Below are 20,969 nucleotides of genomic sequence, written 5' to 3'. Positions count from 1 at the left end.
GCCTACTGCTCGCGATCCAATCATCTTCTCAAGGCATTTCCTTTGCGAACTTTGCGTCTTTGCGGTGAAATTCTTTCTGCTTTTACCTTAGAGGGCGTGGTGGTCGTTCGGATGCCCGGCATGTTACCATAGCGCTACGGGCGTTTCAGCCCGGCCGGCGGGTGAGCTAATCTCGGGGTTCTCGGCAATTTTTCGGGCCGGCGGCGGGAACTTACCGGCGGCCGGCGTCGTCGAATGGGTAACCGACCGCTGGTTGCCGCGGCCGCGTCTCCCGGGCGCAGGTCGCAAGCGGTCGTCGCAAACGTGTTCGTGAACAGGCGAAAGCCTCTTCAACAGTTAAAACCTCAGTCGAGCGCGCAGTCGGCGGCGTCGCTTTGTGCCGCGATGGCTTCGCGCCCACGCAATTCTTCCTTTCTCAAAGGGCTCGCGCGGATGAACACCACACTCGGCTCCCGGCTTCGCAAGATTCTCACCATTGGCGCGGTGACGGGCGCGCTTGCTGCGCAAACCGTCACCGCCGCCGACCCCAAACCGGCCGGGCCCGAGGCCCTGCCCCTGTCGCGCGTGGTGATGTTCAGCTCGGGCGTCGGCTTCTATGAACATGCCGGCCAGATCGAAGGGACCAAGCAGGTCGAGCTGAAGTTCAACGTCGACGACGTGAACGATCTGCTCAAGAGCCTGGTGTTGCGCGACCTGAACGGCGGCAAGATTTCGACCGTCACGTACGCCTCGCGCGATCCGATCACACGGACGTTGAAGACGTTTGCCATCGACCTGACCACGAACCCCACGTTGGCCAATCTGCTCGATCAGGTCCGGGGCGAGAAGGTCGAAATCGAAGTCGTCGGAGGTGAGCCGGTGCAAGGGACGATCCTGGGCATCGAACGTCGCAAGCAGCCGCAAGAGAAACAAGTCATCGAAGTCGAGTATTTGAATCTGGTTACCGATCGGGGACTGAAATCATTTCCCCTGGCCTCGGCCGTCGGCGTGAAGTTGCTGAACGAGTCGCTCGATCGCGAACTGCGCCAGGCGCTGGTCGTGCTGGCGATGGGACACTCGACTGACAAGAAGGCGGTCACGCTCAACTTCGTCGGTGAAGGCAAACGAGCCGTCCGGGTCGGCTACATCCAGCAGTCGCCCATTTGGAAGACCAGCTACCGGCTGGTCCTCGACGATCAGAAAAAGCCCTACCTGCAAGGCTGGGCTCTGGTCGAGAACGTCTCCGAGACCGACTGGAAGGACGTGTCGCTGACGTTGGTCAGCGGCCGGCCGATTTCGTTTGTGATGGACCTGTATCAGCCGCTGTACGTGCCGCGGCCGAACGTGGAACTAGAGCTGTTCGCGTCGCTCCGGCCGCAGCGCTATGGCCAGGATCTGGCGAAGAACGAGCAGGAGTTCGCGGCGCGGCACGCCGGGAATCGAGATAAGGACGCATATGGCCGGCGGATGGAACGATTGGCCGAGAATCAGGCGGCGAAGAAACAGCCCGCCGGGGCTGCGGGGGCGGTACCTGCTTCGCCAGCGTACGCGCGTGCGGCCAGCGAACTGAGTCTCGATTCCTTAGGGCGCGAGCCGAATGCAGACCAGGGCTATTTTGCATACCTTGGTGACAGCGTGAATTCGGCCGCATCGGCGGGCAATGTCGGAGAGTTGTTCCAGTACGTCATCGACACACCGGTCAATCTGCCGCGGCAGCAGTCGGCCATGCTGCCGATCGTGCAGGAGGACGTGCAAGGGGAAAAGGTCTCGATCTACAACGCCGGCGTACACCCCAAGCACCCGCTCAACGGCCTGCGGCTGAAGAACTCGACCAAGCTCCATTTGATGCAAGGGCCGATCACCGTGTTCGACGGCAACGCCTACGCCGGCGATGCGCAGATCGACGACATTGCCCCCGGCAGCGAGCGGCTGATCAGCTATGCGATGGATTTGGACACCGAAGTGGCCATCGACACGCCCGCCACGCCCGAGGCGTTGGTCAGCGTGCGACTGGTGAAGGGGACGATCATCGCCGGCCGCAAGTACGTGCGGACGCAAATCTACACCGTGAAGAACAGCGGCGCGCGCACCAAGACGGTGTTGATCGAGCAGCCGCGCGACGATCAGTGGAAGCTGATCACTCCGTCGAAGCCCGACGAGCAGACCCGGGACAAGAACCGGTACGCGGTCAAGGCCGAGCCGGGTGTGCCTGTCAAGCTGACCGTGACCGAAGAAATGGTCATGGAGCAGCACTTCGCCGCCTCGAACGTCGATGACAACACGATTCAGTTCTACTTGAAAGCCAAGGTGATCAGCGAGAGCGTCAAGGCGAAGCTGGCCGAGTTGATCGAGCGGAAGCAAGCGATCGCCCAGGCCTCGCACCAATTGCAAGTGGTGTCGGGCGAGATTCAGACGATTGGCAGCGAGCAGTCGCGGATTCGCCAGAACATGCAGCAGCTCGACCGTCAATCGCCGGTCTATGCCCGGTACGTAAAGATGTTCAGCGAGCAGGAAGATCGGATCGCCCAGTTGCGGATCAGCGAAACCAAGCTGCGCGAGGAGTTGCAAAAGCTGCAAGTGTCGCTCGATCAGTTCATGCTGATGATGGATGCGACCTAGTCGCACGCGGCAAAGGTCGTGACGCTGTCTTCCACAAGCCCAGAGGGCCTGCTCCCCTGGGCTTTGTCTTTGTGCGCTACGAAGCATGGAGGGAGATTGAACCGCAAAGACGCAAAGAGCGCAAAGAAGACATTTGGAATCGCAGAGGACGCTGGGTATCGCAGAGAAGAGGTATTAGGGTTTTGACCTGCGCCCCTCTGCGCCTCCTTCGCTGAAATCTTCCGCAATTCCTTTGCGCCCTTTGCGTCTTTGCGGTGAAAATTGCAACGCATTGAAGCTGCGCAGCGGTGAAACGCTTGCTAGACTGGCGTCTTCGTGTTGGCGTTGATTCCAATCGTGTAGAGTTTGTGGCCCGTGTTCGATTTTCCTTTCACCGAGCGGTATGCCCTGGCGGCCCGATGGATCGCGCCGGTCGATCGTCCGCCGCTCGAAAACGCCTGGGTGGCGATCGCCTCGGGACGGATCGTTGACGTTGGCGTCGGGCCGGCGCCGCAGCCGTGCCTGAACCTGGGCCATGTGTTGCTGCTGCCGGGGCTGGTCAACGCGCACACGCACTTGGAGTTCAGTGCGCTCCACGCGCCGCTGGGGCGCGCCGGCATGGAGTTGCCCGATTGGGTCGGCGAGGTCGTTGCCTGGCGACGTGACGCGAAGCAGGATGCCCATCGCGCCATCGAGCGCGGCTTGCAGGAATCGGCGCGCCACGGCGTAACCAGCATCGGCGAGATCGCCACGCCCGGCAGTTGGCCGACCACGCGCCGCCCGCGCGCCGACGTGACGGTGTTTCACGAAGTTCTCGCCCCCAGCGAGGCCCGGGCCGAACAAGCCCGCCGCGAGGTGGCCGAGTTCAGCGAACAGGTTGCGCGCGAGCAGCCCGACTGGCGACCGGGGCTTAGCCCTCATGCTCCTTACACCGTCGGGCCGGCGATGATCGCCGAATTGGCCACGCTCGCGCGGGAGAAGAACTGGCCGCTGGCGTGTCATCTGGCCGAGTCGCGCGCCGAGCGCGAGTTGTTAGCGCATGGAACTGGTCCCTGGGCCGAGCGGTTGGCGGCGCTTGGCGCCTCTTGGCCGCGCGATGCCTATCCCGATGGCGCACGGCCGCTCGACGTGATGCGTTTGCTCGATGCGGCGCCCCGCGTACTGGCGATTCACGGCAATTACCTGGACGAGGACGAGCGGCGGTTCGTGGCCGAGCGGGCCGATCGCTGGGCCGTGGTCTATTGTCCGCGGACGCACGCCTTCTTTGGCCACGAGCGCTGGCCGCTCGAAGCGTTGCTCGATGCCGGCGCGACGGTGGCGCTGGGGACCGACGGGCGCGGGTCGAACCCCGATTTGAGCTTACTGGCGGAGTTGCGCTTCGTCGCGCGCAACTATCCAAGCCTGCTGGCGGCGCGCGTGATCGAATTGGGGACGATCGCCGGGGCGCGAGCGCTGGGGACCGCGGCGGAGGTCGGCTCGCTCACCCCCGGCCGGTGGGCAAACCTAGCGGTGGTTCCACTGGCCGCCGGTGGCGAGGCCGACCCGCTAGCGAATGTGCTGCACAGTCAGTCGCAAGTTGCCGCCGCCATTTACCGCGGCCACGTGGCCTATTGGCATGACAAGGCGTTTGCCGTTCACACTTGAAAGGCGAATGGCATTTCGAGCTTTGTTGCGAGTCATTAGACTTGTTGGTCAGTTGTCAGTGGTCCGTTGTTAGTCGAAACGGCCCAGCGATCATCCTGCAACTGACCACGGACCACGGACGAACTGCATGCCCTCTCGCCGCCTACCAACTCGACGTGAACGCCTGGCGCCGGAAAAGCCCCAGCCTGCGGAAGCATCGCCGACCGAAATTGCGCCAGTCGTCGAGCCAATTGCTTATCCGCTATTGGGAACCCTCAAGCATCCCGGCGTGCTGATTGTCGGCTTCGTGCTGGGGGTGATTTGTTTTTTGGTCTATAGCAACTCGTTCGATTGCGGCCTGGTCCTCGACAACTTTCTGATTATCGGGAACGACTTTCGGCTTAAATCGCCCAAGCGTGAAAATGTCGAGTTGATCTTCAATAAGGGCTACTGGTGGCCGACGTGGGAGAGCAATCTGTTCCGGCCGCTGACAACCTTATCGTACATGGTCAACTACTCGGTGTTCGCCAATGAGAAAGTGCCGAACGGCTATCACCTGGTCAACTTGTTCCTGCATTGGGTGAATACCACGCTGCTTTACGGGCTGATGTTGTCGGTGACGCGGCGGCATTGGCTGTCGTTCGGCGCGGCCGCCCTGTTCGCCGTGCATCCGCTGAACACCGAAAGCGTGACCAACATCGTCGGTCGGGCCGACTTGCTAGTGGCGCTGGTCGTGTTGGTTTGCCTGCACTTGCACCGGTTGGCGTATCTGGCCTCGTTCGCGGGAGGGCTGGGGTTGCGGGCCATGATGTTCGCCGTGGCGTTGGCAGGCGTGTTTTGCAAGGAAAGCGCCATCGTCATCTTGCCGCTGTTGATCGTCTATGACTGTTCGATGTTCAAGCAGCGCGGCCAGGAAACCGTATGGCAAGCCATCGGCCGGCGCTTCCGGCAAACGGGCTGGGTGAGCTACGCCGCGGTGCTGCCGGCGGTATGTGCGCTGTTCGGCGTGCGGCACTTGCTGTTGGCTGAATCGCCCGTATTCGATGAAATTGGCGCCGACAACCCGATCGTGGCGGCGTTCGCTTTCAATTCCAATTTGGTTACCGCGTGGCTGTGCGGGCGGATGACCGCCATCAAGGTGATTGGCTATTACGCTTGGAAGTTCGTCTGTCCGGCGACGCTGTCGTGCGATTATTCCTACGACCAGATTCCGCTGTTCGGTTGGACGCTCACCGATCCGAACGACGTGGCCGCGTGGGTGTCGTTGCTCTTGGTCGGCGCGTCGCTGTATTACATGTTCTTTCGCGCCCTATTCCGGAATCGGCCGCTGTTCTTTTTCATGATGTTCTTCTGGCTGGCGTTTGGCCCCACGTCGAATTTGTTGTTCGGCGTGGGCAGCATCATGGGGGAACGGTTCATGTATCTGCCCCTGATCGGTGTGGTGGGAGCGGTGGCCGTCGCGGCCTCGTCGCTGTTGGATCGGGCCACGCAAACCGATGACGCGGTGGCTCGCAAATGGCGCTCGGCCCTCGTGCCGCTGGGGGCTTTGGTGGTCGTTGCCCTGGGGGTGCGCTCGTACTGCCGCAATTTCGACTGGCTCGATGAAATGAGCCTGTGGACCAGCGCCGCCGAGACTTGCCCCGACAGCTTCAAGGTCTACAAAGGGCTGGCCGGCGCGATCGTGGGCCCGCACGCCGAGGCCAAGCCGATCAATGTCTTGGATCGCGCGATCGAAACCGCCGAACGCGGCACGACGATCCTCGAAGCCAAGCCGCTGCCGCCGTGGCATATGCCCAACGGCATTTACCAGGACGTGGCCCGCTACTACATCATCAAGGGGGACAAGCTGATCACCCAAGTCAGCCCCACCATGCAGCACATTCCCCCGGCGGCGATTCACTGCTTTGAGCGGGCGGCGTTCTTTCTGGAACGTGCGCGCGAGATGGACCAGTCGGTCAACGAAAAGTCGGTTGAATCGCGCCGCGCCCGCGGCATGCCCGAGGAAAAGATCGTCACGGTCGGCAACTTCCGCATCTACTTGAATCTGGCGGTGGCCTATATGCGGGTCACGCGCTGGGACGACGCGATCAAGGCGCTAGAGCGCATGTTGGAGCTCGAGCCAACGGCGCCTGAGGGCTATTTGAACATGGCCGCCGCGCTGCGACAGAAGAACCAGCATTCGAAGTCGGCCGTTTATCTGATGGCCGCGATGATCGTTCGACAGCAAGAGTTTCCCAACATCTGGGAGAACCTGCGCGGCCTATTCGCGGTGATCGCGCCGAACCAGCCGGCAATCGTTCAAGGGCAGGATCAGCATTGGCACGTGAATATGGATAACCCGGTGGCTGCCCGGCACTTCCAGGAAGCGTTTCGCGAAACGATCCGCATCATGCTCCACAGCAAGCGGTTCGGGCTGGCCGTTCAACTCCATAATCTGGCGATCAATCAATATCGACTTCCTCCCCAGGTGTTCGAAAACATGCGGGCCGAGTTGACGCGCGCCAGTAAGATCAGTGGGATTCCGCTGGAAACTCCGCCGCCGCAACTGCTACAGGGCGGATTGCCGGCGGGGTCGTGAGCGCGCTCCGCTTGGGACGTGCCACACAGAAATAGCCAGCTACAGAGCGGCTTTAGTTCGGCGGTTGCTGGGCCTCGGGGATCGTGCGGCCGTGCGGGTCAACGTGCGTGGTGACCACTTCCTCGGCCAACTGCTGTTGCAACTCGGGACCGATGAAGTGTTCCACACGTTCCGCCGGCGCGTGGAGGTGATCGAGCGGCAACTGGAAATTCTCGGTCAAGTACGCTTCCCACAACCGGTGCGAGCGGACCAGCGATTGGGCCATGCTCCGGCCCGCCTCGGTCAGCGCGTAACCATCGGGCTGCTTGCTCAGCGCGCCGCGGCGCACCAGCGACCAGATGGCCAAGGTTCCGGTGCCGCGACCCGGGGCGGTGGCGACGCATTGCCGCCAGTTCAACCGATTCGTGCTCGCACCGGCGGCGGGCTGCGACTCGGTCGCGGCCGCTTCCTCGGCCCGGTACAGCGCGGCGATCACGTCCTCGCCCGCGATTCGCACCGCCAGCCCCAGCCGCAGCGCCGCCTTGGTGATCAGGCCATGCCGAGGGCTGAACACCACGGCCAGCGCCAACTCGCCACCGGCCACGACGGCCGTCATGCCCGCCACGTTCGTGTCGCACGCCACCGCGGCAAAGTAGCCCACGGTCGAGGCCAGCACGGCCACGACGGCCGCGATGACCAGCATATTCCCCAGCCGATCGCTGAGCAGGTGGGCCGTGGCGGCCGGCACAATGAGCATCGCCACCACGATCAGCGAGCCGGCCACTTCAAAGCTGGCCACGGTGACAACCGCCACCATCGACATCAGCGCATAGTGGATTACCATCGCCGATAAGCCCATGGCCGACGCCAGCGCCGGATCGAACGACGAAATCTTCAACTCTTTCCAAAAGGCGACGACGAACGACACCGTCAAGATGCAGGCCGGTAGCAACGTCCCCAGCGCGCGAGGAACTTCCAGCCCACGCCAGGTGACAACATCGAGCGGCAGCGTTTCCAGATTGCCGTACAGGACGCAACTCGGGTCCAGATCGATCAGTCGCGCGCCGGCCGAGAGCATGACCAGTCCCAGCGCGAAGCACGAGGTGTAGACGATGCCCATGCTGGCGTCCTCGGCCATCGCCGCCCGATCATGCAGCGTCTGGGTGGCCCAGGCGACGGCCAGCCCCATCGCGACCGCGCCCAGGAACATCGGCAGCGGGTCGCGTGTACCGGCCCAGAGAAACACGCCGACGATCCCGGGCAGGACCGAATGGCTGATGGCGTCCCCCATCATGCTCATTCGTCGCAGCAGCAAGTAGCAACCCAACAGCGCGCAGGCCACGTTCGACAACGCCGAGAGGGCAATCGTCCACATGGCGATTTCGCGCCCGGCCAGCATGTCGGCCAGCGTGTTCATGGCGAGGCCTCGCTGGGGGACGTTGGCGGCGAGGTCGCGCACCGCGGCGTGTCGAGTTCGGCCTGTAGTTCCGCGATCACTCCGGGGGGCAACAACCGATCGACCGCTTCCAGGTCCAGGTCGGCCGCCTGACGCGCCAACTCTGGATAGTGCAACAGCGCCAGCCGCCAAAGCTCGCGTCCGCGGGCCACTCGCGCCGCGCGCTCACGTCCCAAGTCGGTCAACTTCCAAACAGGGCCGTCGGCGGCCAGTGGTGCTGGGCGTAACAAGCCGATGCTCGCCAGCCGACTTGCAGCTTTCGTCGATGCTGCACTTGCGCCACCGCCGCCGCGCCAAGCTGCCGCCGTAGCGCCATTGAATTCTGATTGCCACAAGTGGACCAGCAACCGCTGCTCGGCCAGCCGCCGAGATAACCGACGAGCGTGAAACAGCTTGGCGAGCGCCCCGCGCTCGGGCGCCGCCAGCAGCGAAACCATGAACCCGGCGGTGCCGACCAGGACGATTAGCGGCGCGGCGGGGGTGAAGCTGTAGCGAGCGCTGAGGGCTGTGCCGATGCCCCCCATGGCCGCGCCGCACAGCCCGGCAATCACCAACATTATCGACAGCCGGCTGGTCCAGAACCGGGCGATCACGGCCGGAAACACCAGCAGCGCGGTGATCAAGATAGCGCCGACGAAGAACACGCCCATGACGACGGCCAGCGCGACCAGCGACGCGAGCAATAGTTCGAGCGCACCGGCGGGCCAGCCCTGGATCTTGGCGAACGCTTCGTCGAACGTGACCACCTTAAACTCTTTGAACAGCAAGGCCAGCGTCACCAGCGACAAGAGCGAAACGGCGGCAATCCAATAGACGTCCTGGCCGAGCATGCTGGCCGTTTGCCCCACCGTGACCGACATGAGCCCCGCCTGATTACCGGTAGGCGAATGGTGATCGATATTGGTCATCAGGGCCATGCCAGCGGCGAAGAAGACCCCCATCACGCTCGCCATGGCGGCGTCTTCTTTCAGTCGCGTGAAGCGTGTCAGACCCAGGATCGTGACGACGCCCAGCAGCCCGCTGGCCAGCGCGCCGAGTAGCAGCCACGACACTTCGCGTTGGGCGATCAGCAAGAACGCCACGGCCACGCCCAGTGGCGTCGAATGAGCCAGTGCGTCACCCAGCAGCGCCCGCTGCCGCAACACGGCGAACGTCCCGAGGATGCCACAGCAAGCCCCCAGCAAGCTGGTCCCCAGCAGGACAATCGTGGTGTTGTAAGCGGGGAGCATGGGGGGCGCGAAGTTCCTAGTTGCTGGTTGCGAGTTGCTAGGGAATTGAAAAGTTGCTTGTTCCTAGTTGCTGGTTGCTAGTGAAAGACCACCGCGACAACACCGATCGAGACTACGTATTTTCCCCACTAGCAACTAGGAACTAGCAACCAGCAACTTTTCCTACCCGCTCTTCTGTTGCGCTTGCATCGCTTCGCCGGCGGCTTCGAGCACTCGCAGGCGGCCGCCGTAAGTGCGGCGCAAGTTCTCGGGCGTGAAGGTTGTCGCCGTCGGGCCGGAGGCGACCAGGCGCATGTTCAACAGCACCACGTTGTCAAAGTATTTCGGCACGGTGCGCAGGTCGTGGTGGACCACCAGCACCAGTTTTCCCTCGGCCCGCAGCTTGACCAGCAGCTCGAACACAGCCGCTTCGGTGGCGGCGTCGACGCCGGCCATCGGCTCGTCCATCAAGTACACGTCGGCTTGTTGCGCCAGTGCCCGGGCCAGAAACGTCCGCTGCTGTTGACCGCCGGAAAGCTGGCCGATTTGCCGGGTCGCCAGATCGGCCATGCCCACGCGCGCCAGACATTCGAGTGCCCATTGCCGGTCGTGTCGGCCGGGACGGCGAAACCAGCCCAGCCGGCTGTAGGTGCCCATCAGCACCACATCAAGCACGCTGACCGGAAAGTCCCAGTCGACACTTTCGCGTTGCGGCACATAGCCGATCCTCCGCCGCACGCGGGCGACCGGCTGGCCAAAGAATTGCACCTCGCCACTGGCCAGCGGCACCAGCCCGAGCATGGCTTTGATCAGGGTGCTTTTGCCAGCGCCGTTGGGACCGACCACGCAGGTCAGGCCCGGGTGGTCGATCGTCAGGTCGATGTCCCACAACACCGGCTTGCGGTGATAGGCGACCGTTACGTCGTGAACGTCAACCAGATGCACGCCGGTGGCCATGAGGACTCGATTCGCCCGCGTCTAGCGCAGCGCCTTGACGATTGCCTCGACGTTGTGCCGCACCATGCCGGGGTAAGTTCCCTCGGGCGTGCCCGTGGCCCCCATGGCGTCGGAAAAAAGTTCGCCGCCGATCACGATCGTGTGCCCGTGCGCGGCGCACCCTTCGACCAGGGCTTCGATGTTGCGCGAGCTGACGCTTGACTCGACGAACAGCGCCTTGATCTTGCGCTCGACCAAAAAGGCGACCAGCTCGTTGACGTCGCGCACGCCGGCTTCGCTTTCGGTGCTGACGCCTTGGACGGCTCGGACTTCGATGTCATAGGCTCGACCGAAGTAATGAAACGCATCGTGCGCGGTGACCAGCACGCGTCGCGCCGCCGGAACCGTCGCCAGTTGCCGCCGGCACTCGTTGTCGAGTTGCTTGAGTTCTTGCTCGTACGCGGCGCTACGACTTGCAAACTCGGCGGCGTGCTGCGGCGCCTGGGCCGACAAGGCGTCGCGCACGGCGGGCAGGCACTGGGCCCACAGCCCGACGTCGAACCACAGGTGAGGATCGTATTGTCCCGACGCCGGTTCAAGCAATCGCGCGCGGTGGACTCCATCGGTCACGGCAACCGTCCGCTTGCGCCGGGCCATGCGCTCGAAGACTTCGGCCAGCTTCCCTTCCAGGTGCAGGCCCGAGTAAACAATGCAGTCGGCCCGATCGAGCCGGGCGATATCGCCGGTCGAAGGTTTATAGACGTGCGGGTCGACGCCAGGGCCCATCAGTTGATCGACTTCGACCTGCGGACCTCCCACGTTCCGCACCAGGTCGGCGACCATGCCCGTGGTACAGACGACGCGCAGCGGCCGGCCTTGTACGGGGGAAGGCTCGCGCGACAACGTGGCCGAAGCGGCGCCATCGCAGCCCGAGACAGCCGCCAGGACAACGAGCACGAGCGCTGCAAGCCAGCGAGAGATCAAACCGGCCAGGTGATGGGAATTCATGCGGCCCGGGACGTTTCTGCTGGAAGGGCAAAAGCGTGATTTTGAGTAATCAAAACTATTGTAGCTTGCGAGCGATTCGGCGGCAACGGGAGTTTATGCCCGAAAAACGTGGCATTTCAGCACGGAAACGGGGCAAAACCATCGGTGCCGTTTGCTTCGAGATCACGGCCTGTCAAGGGTTTAGACGATGCTCATCAAGCAAAGCACTGCGGTGCTCGAAGCTGCGATTGACCCTTTGCGGACAAACGACTTATGCTTCGCCGCACGCCTCCCCGGTCCACGCTGAACTACGATGCACATTCTCGATCGCTACATCCTCCGTCAATTCGTGCAGGTGTACTTCATCTGCTGGTTCAGCCTGACGGGGCTGTATGTCGTGTTCGACGCCTTTAGCAACCTGGACGAGTTCCTGGGGCATGCCGAGCGGCACGGCGGGCTGCTCAAGGTGATGGGCGAGTACTACCTGTACCGGTCGATCTTCTTCTTTGACCGGATCAGCGCCATTCTGGCGATGATCTCGGCCATGTTCACGGTCACCTGGATTCAGCGCCACAATGAGCTGACGGCCCTGATGGCGGCGGGTATCTCGCGGCGGCGTGTCGTGTTGCCCGTTGTCGTGGCGGCAGCGGCGGTGAGCGGCGCGGCCATGTTGAACCGCGAACTGGTGATTCCCCGGCTGGCTGACGAGCTGATCAAGGAAGCGACCAATCTGGACGGCCAGATCGGCCTCGACATGCAAGCTCGCTATGATTCAAAGAACGAGTTTCTGTTTCGCGGGCTGCACGCCTTTGCCAATGAAAAGCGGATTGAGAAGCCAAACTTCATGTTGTGCCCGGCGCTCGACCCCGAGCGGCGACAGCTGGTGGGCCAGAATGCGTATTACCAGCCTCCCGCCAACGGTCGGCCCGGCGGTTACTTGTTTCGCGGCGTGACCCAGCCGCTCGACATGTTGCAAGAGCCGGGGCTGAAGCTTAACGGCCGCCCCGTGGTCATTACCCCGCACGACGCTCCCGACTGGCTCCAGCCCAACGAGTGCTTCGTGGCCAGCGATGTCAACTTCGACCTGTTGACCGGCGGGCACCAGTGGAAGCACTATTCGTCCACTTGGCAATTGATTCGCGGCTTGCACCAGCACGCCGACGAGTTTGGCGCCGATGTGCGAGTGGCGATCCACAGTCGAGTGCTGCAGCCGTTCCTGGATGTCTGCTTGTTGTTCCTGGGGTTGCCGATGGTCCTGCAGCGCGAGACCCGGAACATGTTTGTCTCGATCAGCAAGGCAAGCCTGGCGGTGTTCGGCTTTATGATCGTGGTGATGGGGTGCCAGCAATTGGGGGCCGCGCTGCTATTGCGGCCGGTGCTGGCCGCCTGGTTGCCGGCCATGATCTTTGTGCCGGGAGCCGTGGCGCTGTACGATCGGGTCGATCGCTAGGTTTGTTGTCAGCGCACGGTGCGCGGCAAACCAGTCGCACTTTGCCCGCAGGATGCCAGTCATGCCCCAGGCAGACGCCAACGCCACGTTCGACGAACAGGCCCGTCCGTGGGTCGACGGCCTGACCATCGGCCAGGTGCTGGCCGCCACGGCCGCGCGGTATCCCGACCACGATGCCGCGCTGTTCCCGGTGGCCCACTATCACGTCAACTGGCGCGAGTTTCTAACGCAAGTCGACGAAGTCGCGCGCGGGCTGTTGACGCTGGGAGTCAAGCGCGGCGAACACGTGGCCGTGTGGGCCACCAATGTGCCGCAATGGGTGCTGCTGCAGGCGGCCACGGCGCGGATCGGCGCGGTGTTGGTGACCATCAACCCGGCGTATCGCGCGCACGAATTGAAGTACGTCTTGCAACAGAGCGACGTGGTGGCGCTGTTCCTGGTTGATGCGTTCAAGACGTCGGACTACTTCGCGATGTTGACCGAAGTGTGTCCCCAGTTGGCCAGCGCGCCGCTGGGCGAGCCGCAATTGGCCGAGTTTCCGCGGCTGCGCTGGGTGGTGGCCCTGCGCGGCGAAACGCCGGCCGGCGCGGTTTCGTGGGACGACATGCTCCAGCGAGCTCGCGCTTCGGACGTCGACATCGAAGCCTTGCAGTCGACCTTTTCGCCCAGCGATCCGATCAACATTCAATACACCTCGGGGACGACCGGCTTTCCCAAGGCGGCCATGCTGAGCCATCGGAATCTGCTGCTCAACGCCTATTACATTGGCCAGTGCCAGCGGTTCACCGCCGCCGATCGCATTTGCATTCCCGTGCCGTTCTACCACTGCTTTGGCTGTGTGCTGGGAACGCTCGCGTCGATCGTGCATGGCGCGGCCATGGTGATCCCGGCCGAATCGTTCAACCCGACCGCCACGCTCGGCGCCATTAGCCGTTATAAGGCGACGTCGTTGTACGGCGTGCCGACCATGTTCATCGCCCAGCTTCAAGACTCGGCGCTGAGCGAAGTCGATCTGTCGTCGCTGCGCACGGGTATTATGTCGGGCAGCCCGTGTCCGATCGAAGTCATGCGACAAGTGGTCCACCAGATGAACATTCCGGAGATCACGATCGCCTATGGCCAGACCGAGGCGTCGCCGGTGATTACCCAGACGTGGGCGCACGACCCCATCGAATTGCGCGTCGAGACCGTGGGGCGACCATTGCCGGGGCTGGAAGTCAAACTGGTTGACCCGGTCACGGGAGTCGACTCGCCACCCGATCAGGCGGGCGAGCTTTGCACGCGCGGGCACTGTGTCATGCTGGGCTACTATCGCAATCCCGAGGCGACCGCGGCGGCGATCGACCAGCAGGGCTGGCTGCACACGGGCGATCTGGCGCGGCGGCGCCCCGACGGCTATTACCACATCACCGGGCGATTGAAGGACATGGTGATTCGCGGGGGCGAGAACATTTACCCGCGCGAGATCGAAGAGTTTCTCTACACGCACCCCAGCGTCGAGCAAGCCGCCGTGGTCGGCGTGCCAGACGCGAAGTACGGCGAGGAACTGTGTGCTTGGATCAAGCTCCGTTCGGGCTGCGCCTGCACGGTGGACGAAGTGCGGGAGTTCTGTCGCAAGGAATTGGCACACTTCAAAGTGCCGCGCTACGTCCGATTTGTCACGGCCTTTCCCCAGACGGTGACCGGCAAGATTCAGAAGTTCAAAATCCGCGACGAGATGATCGCTGAACTTGATTTGGATGAGCCCGAGACGGCTTAAAACGCAAAAAATGCGAGCCTACCTACAGACCTACTCGGTCAATTTGCCGCAGTGCCGTGCGGTGACAGCAGCGCGACTCCCCCCTTGTGGCGTAGTAAACTCTAAGGCTTGACGCCGTTTGGGTTAGCGTCAACAGTAGGCAAATCTCCTATGCGCCGTATTTTGCCCGGGAGAAAGCAACTTTAATTGTCGCAAGGCAGGTACGGCGACTATGATTACAAAGTTGTTATGTTGAGCGGCCAGTGACCGAATGCGCCAAGCTAGATGAATCTACCCGGCTATTCTTGCCGCGGCGTGATTGGTTGCTGGACGTGGAGGGCTCGTCTAAGTTCTGCATTTTTCGCTCGTCCGTAGAAAGTACCTAAGCTCATGAATGATTCGCCAGGCCTGTTGCTTGTCGAGCGCACCAACGATTGTGTCAAAGCGTTGCGCGACGCTGGCCTGACCGTGGCTCGTGTTCCCGTCGAATGGGTCCGCGCCGTGGACCGCACCCGCGGATTGACGGAACGAGAACAATCGGTCCTGCGTTTGCTGGTTCGCGGTATGACCTACGAGGCCATTGCCGGCGAACTGAAGATTTCGCAGAAAACCGTGGGAAGCTACATTCAGCGCGTCCGCGAGAAGACCCGTTCACGCTCGCGGCAAGAGCTCATGCAAGCGGCAGCCGATTACGGTATCACTCCCTAGAGCAGCTCTTGGAGCGCTGCCGCATGGGTGGCCCAGGTACTTGCACCTGGGTGGCCGAAGACCGCAAGAAGCCTCGGCCGCCATCTCGCGCGGGTGGCGAGCTTTTTTTGGGCTACGCATACCCATCGAGTTTCTTGTTGCCACGCGACCTCGATGGCCAAGCCATCGCCCCACTCAAGACGCTAGCGCGTTGCGAGCCCCCAGGTTTATCCATCGGTCGGCCGCAATCCTTGCCAAAGCTTCATTTGCCTTGGGCGCACTACCTCCAAAACGCCTAAATCGCTCCCCGACGGCCCACGAGGACTGACTATAATCGGAGGTTGCCCCTGTTGGGGGGCGTTTCCACGTTCCATGTAGACAAACCATGAGCGATTCCGTTCTACCACCTGGCAAACCCGCTGATGGGGCCGAGGTGCCGGACGGCGAAGTGGACGACCGCGTACAAAGTGTACTGGCCGGCGATCAGACGGTCTTTGCGGCCCTCTACGCCGAGTATCGTCCCAGGTTGTTGCGCATGGTGGCTTTCCGACTCGATCCGCGTCTGCGCGGCCGCATCGACCCCGAAGATGTGGTCCAGGACGCCTATGTCGACGCGGCTCGCCGGCTCGACGCATTTCGCACGTCGCAGCCGATGTCGATGTTTGTCTGGCTGCGGTTGATTCTGGGCCAGACGTTGATCGACCTGCATCGCCACCACCTGGGCGTGCAAAAGCGCGACGCTCACCGCGACCAGTCGATCCAGGCCCGACTGTCGGGCGACACGTCGATGTCGATGTCGTTTCACCTGATGGGACATTTATCGACGCCCAGCCAACTGGCCGTGCGGGCCGAGTTGTCGCAGTTGGTATCACGAGCGCTCGAAGAGATGAACCCAATCGACCGCGAAGTGCTGGCTCTGCGACACTTTGAGGAACTGACCAACAAGGAAGTCTCGGAAGTGCTCGGGCTCGATCGCAAGGCGGCCAGCATCCGCTACGTTCGGGCGCTCGCGCGGCTGAAGGAAGTGTTGCAGTCGGTCCCCGGTTTCTTTGACAACGCTTCGCGAGGCTAGCGAACCGTGAATCCCGTGCCGCCACCCCTGGTCAACGAGGACGACGTGTTCGAGCACGCGGCGGCCGAGTTCACCGCGCGGCTCCGGGCCGGCGAGCACCCCTCGGTCGAAGAATACATTGCCCGCTACGCCGAAGTGGCCGATTTACTTCGCGAACTGCTGCCGACCATCGAAGCGGTGGAACGCTCGAAAGCGTCGACCGTCAATAGCGGCGCCGGCGCCATGCTGCCGCAAAAAATGCCCGAACGCCTGGGCGACTTCACCATTGTGCGGGTGCTGGGGCACGGCGGGATGGGCGTCGTTTACGAAGCGGTGCAGGAATCGTTGAGTCGCCACGTGGCCTTGAAAATCTTGCCGGCCCAGGCGCTGACCGACGAAAAGCGCGTCAAACGCTTCGACCAGGAAGCGCGCCTAGCCGCGCGCCTTTATCACCCGAACATTGTCCCGGTGTTCGGCGTGGGGCACGCCTCGGGTTTTCACTATTACGTCATGCAACTAATCGACGGGCACGGCGTCGATCGCGTGATTACCGAGTCGCCGGGCCAGCGATTGCCCACGCGCCAAGCCGCCGAAATCGCTCGCGACGCCGCCCGCGCGCTCCACTATGCCCACGTGCAAGGAACGCTGCACCGCGACGTCAAGCCGAGCAACCTACTGATCGATCGCAAGGGGAGCGTCTGGCTGGCCGACTTTGGCTTGGCCCAGGCGCTGGAGAACAACGCCTCGGTCTCGACCCACGTGGCCGGCACGCTGCGCTACTTGCCCCCCGAGCGCTTTCAAGGCGTGTCCGACGCGCGGGGGGACGTGTACGGCCTGGGCTTGACGCTCTATGAAATGATTTGCGGTCGGCCGCCGTTCAATGCCGACACCGCCGTGGCTTTGATGAAGCAGATTACCGAAGGGCCCGCGCCGGCGCCGCGCAGTGTTAACCCGCTGTTGCCGCGCGACCTGGAAGTGATTGTCCAGAAGGCGACTGCCCGCGACCCGCGACATCGTTACCCCACCGCCAGCGCGATGGCCGAGGATCTGACGCGGTATCTGGAAGGGATGCCGATCCGAGCGCGGCGCATTTCGGCGTTCGAGCGCGGTTGGCGCTGGTGTGGCCGCAATAAGCTGCTGGCCACGGCGTCGGCGATGGCCATGGTGTCGGTGGCGACGCTGCTGCTGGTGGCGTCGATCAGTTACTACAGCACCGCCCGGCTCAATAGTCAGCTCACGTCATCGCTCGAACGCGAGCGTCAATCGCGCGCCTTGGCCGAAAAGTCTTCGTCCACCGCGCTCGAAGCCCTCGACAAGGTCTTTCAACAACTCGCGCCGGCCGGGGCGATTTCGGCGGCCTCGTCGAACGACCAAGACGGCAACAAGTCGGGCGATTTGGCCGCGGCCGCGGGCCAGGTCTCGCCCCAAGTAGCCGCCGCGCTGGAAGGTTTGTTGCCGTATTACAACCGGCTGGCCGAGCAGCGTGGCAACGATCCCCAGGTTTTGCGTCAGGCGGCGTTGGCCAAGTATCGGGTTGGCTTGATCCAGGCTCGCTTGGGTCGGCTGGACGAAGCGCGGCTCACTTGGCCACAGGCCGCCAGCATGCTTAGCGAATTGAAGCAGCAAACTCCCGAGCCGGCGCAAAGCAGCGATCTGGCCGTGGCGCTGGCGTCGCTGGAATGCGATCGGGGCGACTGGGAGCGGATGCTCGATCGCTTTGACGATGCTCAGGCCGCGTACCAGCGGGCCTTGAAGGCGTTCGATGGTCTCACGGTCGACAAGCTGCCGTTCGAGGCGCGGCGCGAGTTGGCTCGCGTTTATCTGGCGCTCGGCTCGCACGAACGTGGCATGCCCGCGCCGACAGACGGTCCCGGTAGCGAAGGACAGCGGCGCGATGGACCACCTCACGAGCGCGGGCCAGGCCGCCCGCCGCACGAAGGGCCGCCAGGATTCCGCGGTCCACCTGGGCCAGGAGGGCCGCCCGATCGCAATGGCCCGCCGCGCGGTGAGCATCGTGGCCCGCCGCCAGGAGCGCCCGGCCACGATGGTCGTCGCCCTCCCGCCCCGCCGCCATCAGGCGGACCCGAGGAGCGCGAGCACATCGCGCATCTGGACCAGGCGATGGCGTTGCTCAAGCAGTTACAAGACGAGCGGCCGAAGGACGCACAGACGCTGCTCTACTTGGCCCGATGCTATCGTGAATATCCGCCTGCGGCGGGCGAGACGCGGATGCAGGCCAAGAACCTTGCCACAGCCGAGCGGCTGCTGCGCGAGCTCGTGGCGGAGCATCCCGAGACACCTGACTTCGCCTTTGAACTCAGCGAAACGATCGTCGATTTCCAAGCTGGCTCGCTCCAGCCGGCGGAACTGCCGCCGGCGCTGGTTCGGCTGCACGATGCGTCGGCGATTTCCGAAAAACTGATCGCGGTCTATCCCGACACCACCCTTTATGCCGCCTCGCGAGTGCATATCTTGCACCGGTTGATGACCGTGGCCATGCGGCTGGGCCAGCGCGACGAAGCCGAGCGGGCCGGCTACGAGGCAGTCGAATTGCAAAGCGGGCTGGTCAAGAAGTTCCCGACCGTGACAGCCTATGGGTTGTGGCTGGTGAGGATTCAAGGTGAGCAGGTCGGCATTCTGGCCGAGGCGGGCAAGATCGACGAAGCCAAGCGCGTGCTCGAAGAAGCGAATCAGGCGCTGAAGCCTTATCTGGGCTCGGGCAATTCATCGAGTACGGTGATCGAACTGCGCGACATGCTCGACCACCGCCGCCGTCGCCTGGATCGGCCGCCCCCGCCACGCTGATTTTTCTATTGAGCAAGTAGACGAGCGACGCGTTCTTGCGTTCTCAAGTCTAGCCCTACGAGCGATGAACACCCCTCCCTTTCAGGGAGGGGCAGGGGGGAGGGTGATCGCGTTGCCGATCAGACGGGCCGCCACTTTCGCATGAACGCGGATGGATTACGCATGAAACGCATACCTTATGTTCAATGTTGCATGTGGCTGTTCGCAGCATTGCTTGGCACGCCGCTTTTCGCGCAAGCTCCTGGACCCGGCGGGCCGATGGGGCCGCGCGGACCTCGCGGTCCTGGCATGGGGCCACCGGGCGCGGGCCGGGGCGGGCCGCCACGGTTAGCCAAGCCCAGCGACGCCGAACTGGCACCGCCGCGCCGCAGCGCGGCCGAAGAGGCCAAGGCCGGCGACGCGCTGATCGCTAACGCCGACTTGGAACTGGCCGCTTCCGACGGCAAATCGCCGCGCGGCTTTACCCTGCAAGGGGACGCCACGTACGGCTACCTGGGCACGCCGGGGAAGGACGTTTCCGGCTGGGGTGTGAAGCTCCATTCGGCCGGCTTGTCGAGCGGGGGCGGAAGTTCGCACGCCGGCTCGGTCTCATGCACGATGACTCCGCTGGCCACGCACACGGGACGCTGGTATCGCTTTCGCATCCGCGCGCTGGGTCAATCGGGTTTCAAGGTCGCCAAGGATCAACTCTACCTAAAAGTCGATTTCTTCGCCGACCAGGGGAAAAACGCGCTCGATGGTCTGACCAAATCATTGTACGGCACGCTTGAGCAAGACCGCCGCGACTTCACCACCGGCAATGCCAAGCCCGAGGAAGGGGCCGTGTGGCGGAGCCATGTGCTGGAATTCCGTCTGCCATTCAGTGAGATCGACACGTTGAAACTCACCGTCGGTTTCGAGCAAGGACAAGGCGTCGGCCCGAACAGCGACTTCTGGATCGATGAGTTCGACCTGGAGCCAATTCCCGACCCGGCCGAGTATACGGTCTTTATCAACGAGCGCCGCTCGTCGCGTGGCGCGCCGTCGGCCGCCGCGGACCTGGTGCCGATTGGCGGGCGCTGGCACTACGATCCGCGGGGCGGTTCGCGCGAGGTTCCCAAGCGCTTCGATCATGCGAATGCCGACCAGCTTTGCTATCTCACCTCGCGCGTCGAGACGCCGTTTGCCGACAACATGTCCGCCTGGCTGCGAAAAGGGAATCTCGATCTGTCGGGCAAGCTCGTTGCGCAAGATCGGTTCATCGCCGATTGCGTCACGATCGACGTCACGCCGACGCATCTGGTCGTCCACTCGCACAATTTGCCGAACCATCCGACCGCGTTTTTCCCGGACTGGTCACGCTCGGCCGACGGCAACCCGGGTTACATCCAGGAAAAGCACGACACCTGGCACTTGCCGCTGGTGCCGCGTGAGAATCCGAGCCATGTGGCGATGAACACCGGCAACCTGAACTTCGCCCTCCCCGGGGGCGCGATCGGCATCGCCGTGAATGGCGTGGTTTTCTTCAACCCGTTCGACGCTGGCGGCATCGACGCCTCGCCGCGGATGGACCGCTGCTGCGGCCACCCGAGCCCGATGTACGAGTATCACTATCACAAATACCCGGTCTGCGTGAAGTCGCCGTGGACCGACGAGGGGAACGATCACTCGCCGGTCATCGGTTTCGCCTTCGACGGCTTTCCGGTCTATGGACCGTACGAGCGGGCCGGTGTGATGGCCAAGGACGACAGCGAACACCCGTTGGACGCCTTCAACGGCCACACCGACCCGGTGCGCGGGTTTCACTACCACGCCACGCCGGGCAAGTTTCCGTACATTGTCGGCGGCTTCTGGGGTGTGACCGAGGCCTCGAACTTTCGCCGCGGGCCGCGCGTACGCATGCCGGTGCAGTGAG

At 63.2% G+C, this 20,969-nt stretch carries 13 protein-coding genes; 9 read left to right on the top strand and 4 right to left on the bottom strand.

Features of this window, described 5'->3' with window-relative positions; translation table 11 throughout:
- Nucleotides 1-432: 432 nt before the first annotated feature.
- From JSS27_07340 to JSS27_07330, 3 genes are all read left to right on the top strand, one after another.
- Complete coding sequence (locus JSS27_07340) at nucleotides 433-2,598, top strand: hypothetical protein (protein ID MBS0208751.1); 2,166 nt, start codon at nucleotides 433-435, stop codon at nucleotides 2,596-2,598.
- Between the two features lie 354 nt (nucleotides 2,599-2,952).
- Complete coding sequence (locus tag JSS27_07335) at nucleotides 2,953-4,221, top strand: amidohydrolase family protein (GenBank protein MBS0208750.1); 1,269 nt, start codon at nucleotides 2,953-2,955, stop codon at nucleotides 4,219-4,221.
- Nucleotides 4,222-4,348: 127 nt separating this feature from the next.
- Nucleotides 4,349-6,778 carry a DUF1736 domain-containing protein gene (locus tag JSS27_07330; protein MBS0208749.1) on the top strand — a complete coding sequence of 810 codons (2,430 nt, stop codon included), beginning with the start codon at nucleotides 4,349-4,351 and terminating at the stop codon, nucleotides 6,776-6,778.
- 52 nt (nucleotides 6,779-6,830) lie between these two features.
- On the opposite strand, the gene JSS27_07325 is transcribed toward JSS27_07330, so the two are convergent.
- The 4 genes from JSS27_07325 to JSS27_07310 all read right to left on the bottom strand — a co-directional run bounded on the left by JSS27_07325 (nucleotide 6,831) and on the right by JSS27_07310 (nucleotide 11,365).
- Entirely contained in the window at nucleotides 6,831-8,174 is a 1,344-nt protein-coding gene (locus JSS27_07325) for a metal ABC transporter permease (protein MBS0208748.1), read from the bottom strand.
- Nucleotides 8,171-9,442, bottom strand: a complete 1,272-nt coding sequence (locus JSS27_07320; protein MBS0208747.1) for a metal ABC transporter permease — start codon at nucleotides 9,440-9,442, stop codon at nucleotides 8,171-8,173. The genes JSS27_07325 and JSS27_07320 overlap by 4 nt, the downstream gene beginning before the upstream one ends.
- Before the next feature lie 162 nt (nucleotides 9,443-9,604).
- The gene (locus tag JSS27_07315; protein MBS0208746.1) at nucleotides 9,605-10,366 is read right to left on the bottom strand and encodes a metal ABC transporter ATP-binding protein; all 762 of its coding nucleotides are present in this window, start codon (nucleotides 10,364-10,366) and stop codon (nucleotides 9,605-9,607) included.
- A gap of 33 nt (nucleotides 10,367-10,399) precedes the next feature.
- Nucleotides 10,400-11,365: a zinc ABC transporter substrate-binding protein gene (locus JSS27_07310; protein MBS0208745.1), complete on the bottom strand. Its 966-nt coding sequence runs from the start codon at nucleotides 11,363-11,365 to the stop codon at nucleotides 10,400-10,402.
- Nucleotides 11,366-11,657: 292 nt separating this feature from the next.
- On the opposite strand from JSS27_07310, the gene JSS27_07305 reads away from it, so the two are divergent.
- The 6 genes from JSS27_07305 (at nucleotide 11,658) to JSS27_07280 (ending at nucleotide 20,968) form a co-directional block, all read left to right on the top strand.
- A complete protein-coding gene (locus tag JSS27_07305; protein MBS0208744.1) occupies nucleotides 11,658-12,794 on the top strand; it encodes an LptF/LptG family permease in 1,137 nt (378 codons plus the stop codon).
- 61 nt (nucleotides 12,795-12,855) lie between these two features.
- Complete coding sequence (locus tag JSS27_07300) at nucleotides 12,856-14,553, top strand: AMP-binding protein (GenBank protein ID MBS0208743.1); 1,698 nt, start codon at nucleotides 12,856-12,858, stop codon at nucleotides 14,551-14,553.
- A 369-nt stretch (nucleotides 14,554-14,922) separates the two neighbouring features.
- Nucleotides 14,923-15,240, top strand: a complete 318-nt coding sequence (locus JSS27_07295) for a helix-turn-helix transcriptional regulator (protein MBS0208742.1) — start codon at nucleotides 14,923-14,925, stop codon at nucleotides 15,238-15,240.
- A gap of 364 nt (nucleotides 15,241-15,604) precedes the next feature.
- Complete coding sequence (locus tag JSS27_07290) at nucleotides 15,605-16,291, top strand: sigma-70 family RNA polymerase sigma factor (protein MBS0208741.1); 687 nt, start codon at nucleotides 15,605-15,607, stop codon at nucleotides 16,289-16,291.
- Between the two features lie 6 nt (nucleotides 16,292-16,297).
- Complete coding sequence (locus JSS27_07285) at nucleotides 16,298-19,075, top strand: protein kinase (GenBank protein MBS0208740.1); 2,778 nt, start codon at nucleotides 16,298-16,300, stop codon at nucleotides 19,073-19,075.
- A 1,173-nt stretch (nucleotides 19,076-20,248) separates the two neighbouring features.
- Nucleotides 20,249-20,968: a YHYH protein gene (locus tag JSS27_07280; GenBank protein MBS0208739.1), complete on the top strand. Its 720-nt coding sequence runs from the start codon at nucleotides 20,249-20,251 to the stop codon at nucleotides 20,966-20,968.
- Nucleotide 20,969 lies beyond the last annotated feature (1 nt).

The organism is Planctomycetota bacterium (assembly GCA_018242585.1).
In the GTDB taxonomy this organism is placed as follows: Bacteria; Planctomycetota; Planctomycetia; order Pirellulales; family PNKZ01; genus JAFEBQ01.
The sequence above is the reverse complement of the archived record's forward strand: the minus strand, read 5'-3'. Positions and strand labels throughout refer to the sequence as shown.

Coding starts and splice junctions, on each gene's coding strand:
- JSS27_07300 (MBS0208743.1), top strand. CDS start 12,856: ATGCCCCAGGCAGACGCCAACGCCACGTTCGACGAACAGGCCCGTCCG.
- JSS27_07330 (MBS0208749.1), top strand. CDS start 4,349: ATGCCCTCTCGCCGCCTACCAACTCGACGTGAACGCCTGGCGCCGGAA.
- JSS27_07310 (MBS0208745.1), bottom strand. CDS start 11,365: ATGAATTCCCATCACCTGGCCGGTTTGATCTCTCGCTGGCTTGCAGCG.
- JSS27_07320 (MBS0208747.1), bottom strand. CDS start 9,442: ATGCTCCCCGCTTACAACACCACGATTGTCCTGCTGGGGACCAGCTTG.
- JSS27_07325 (MBS0208748.1), bottom strand. CDS start 8,174: ATGAACACGCTGGCCGACATGCTGGCCGGGCGCGAAATCGCCATGTGG.
- JSS27_07305 (MBS0208744.1), top strand. CDS start 11,658: ATGCACATTCTCGATCGCTACATCCTCCGTCAATTCGTGCAGGTGTAC.
- JSS27_07340 (MBS0208751.1), top strand. CDS start 433: ATGAACACCACACTCGGCTCCCGGCTTCGCAAGATTCTCACCATTGGC.
- JSS27_07295 (MBS0208742.1), top strand. CDS start 14,923: ATGAATGATTCGCCAGGCCTGTTGCTTGTCGAGCGCACCAACGATTGT.
- JSS27_07280 (MBS0208739.1), top strand. CDS start 20,249: ATGTCCGCCTGGCTGCGAAAAGGGAATCTCGATCTGTCGGGCAAGCTC.
- JSS27_07290 (MBS0208741.1), top strand. CDS start 15,605: ATGAGCGATTCCGTTCTACCACCTGGCAAACCCGCTGATGGGGCCGAG.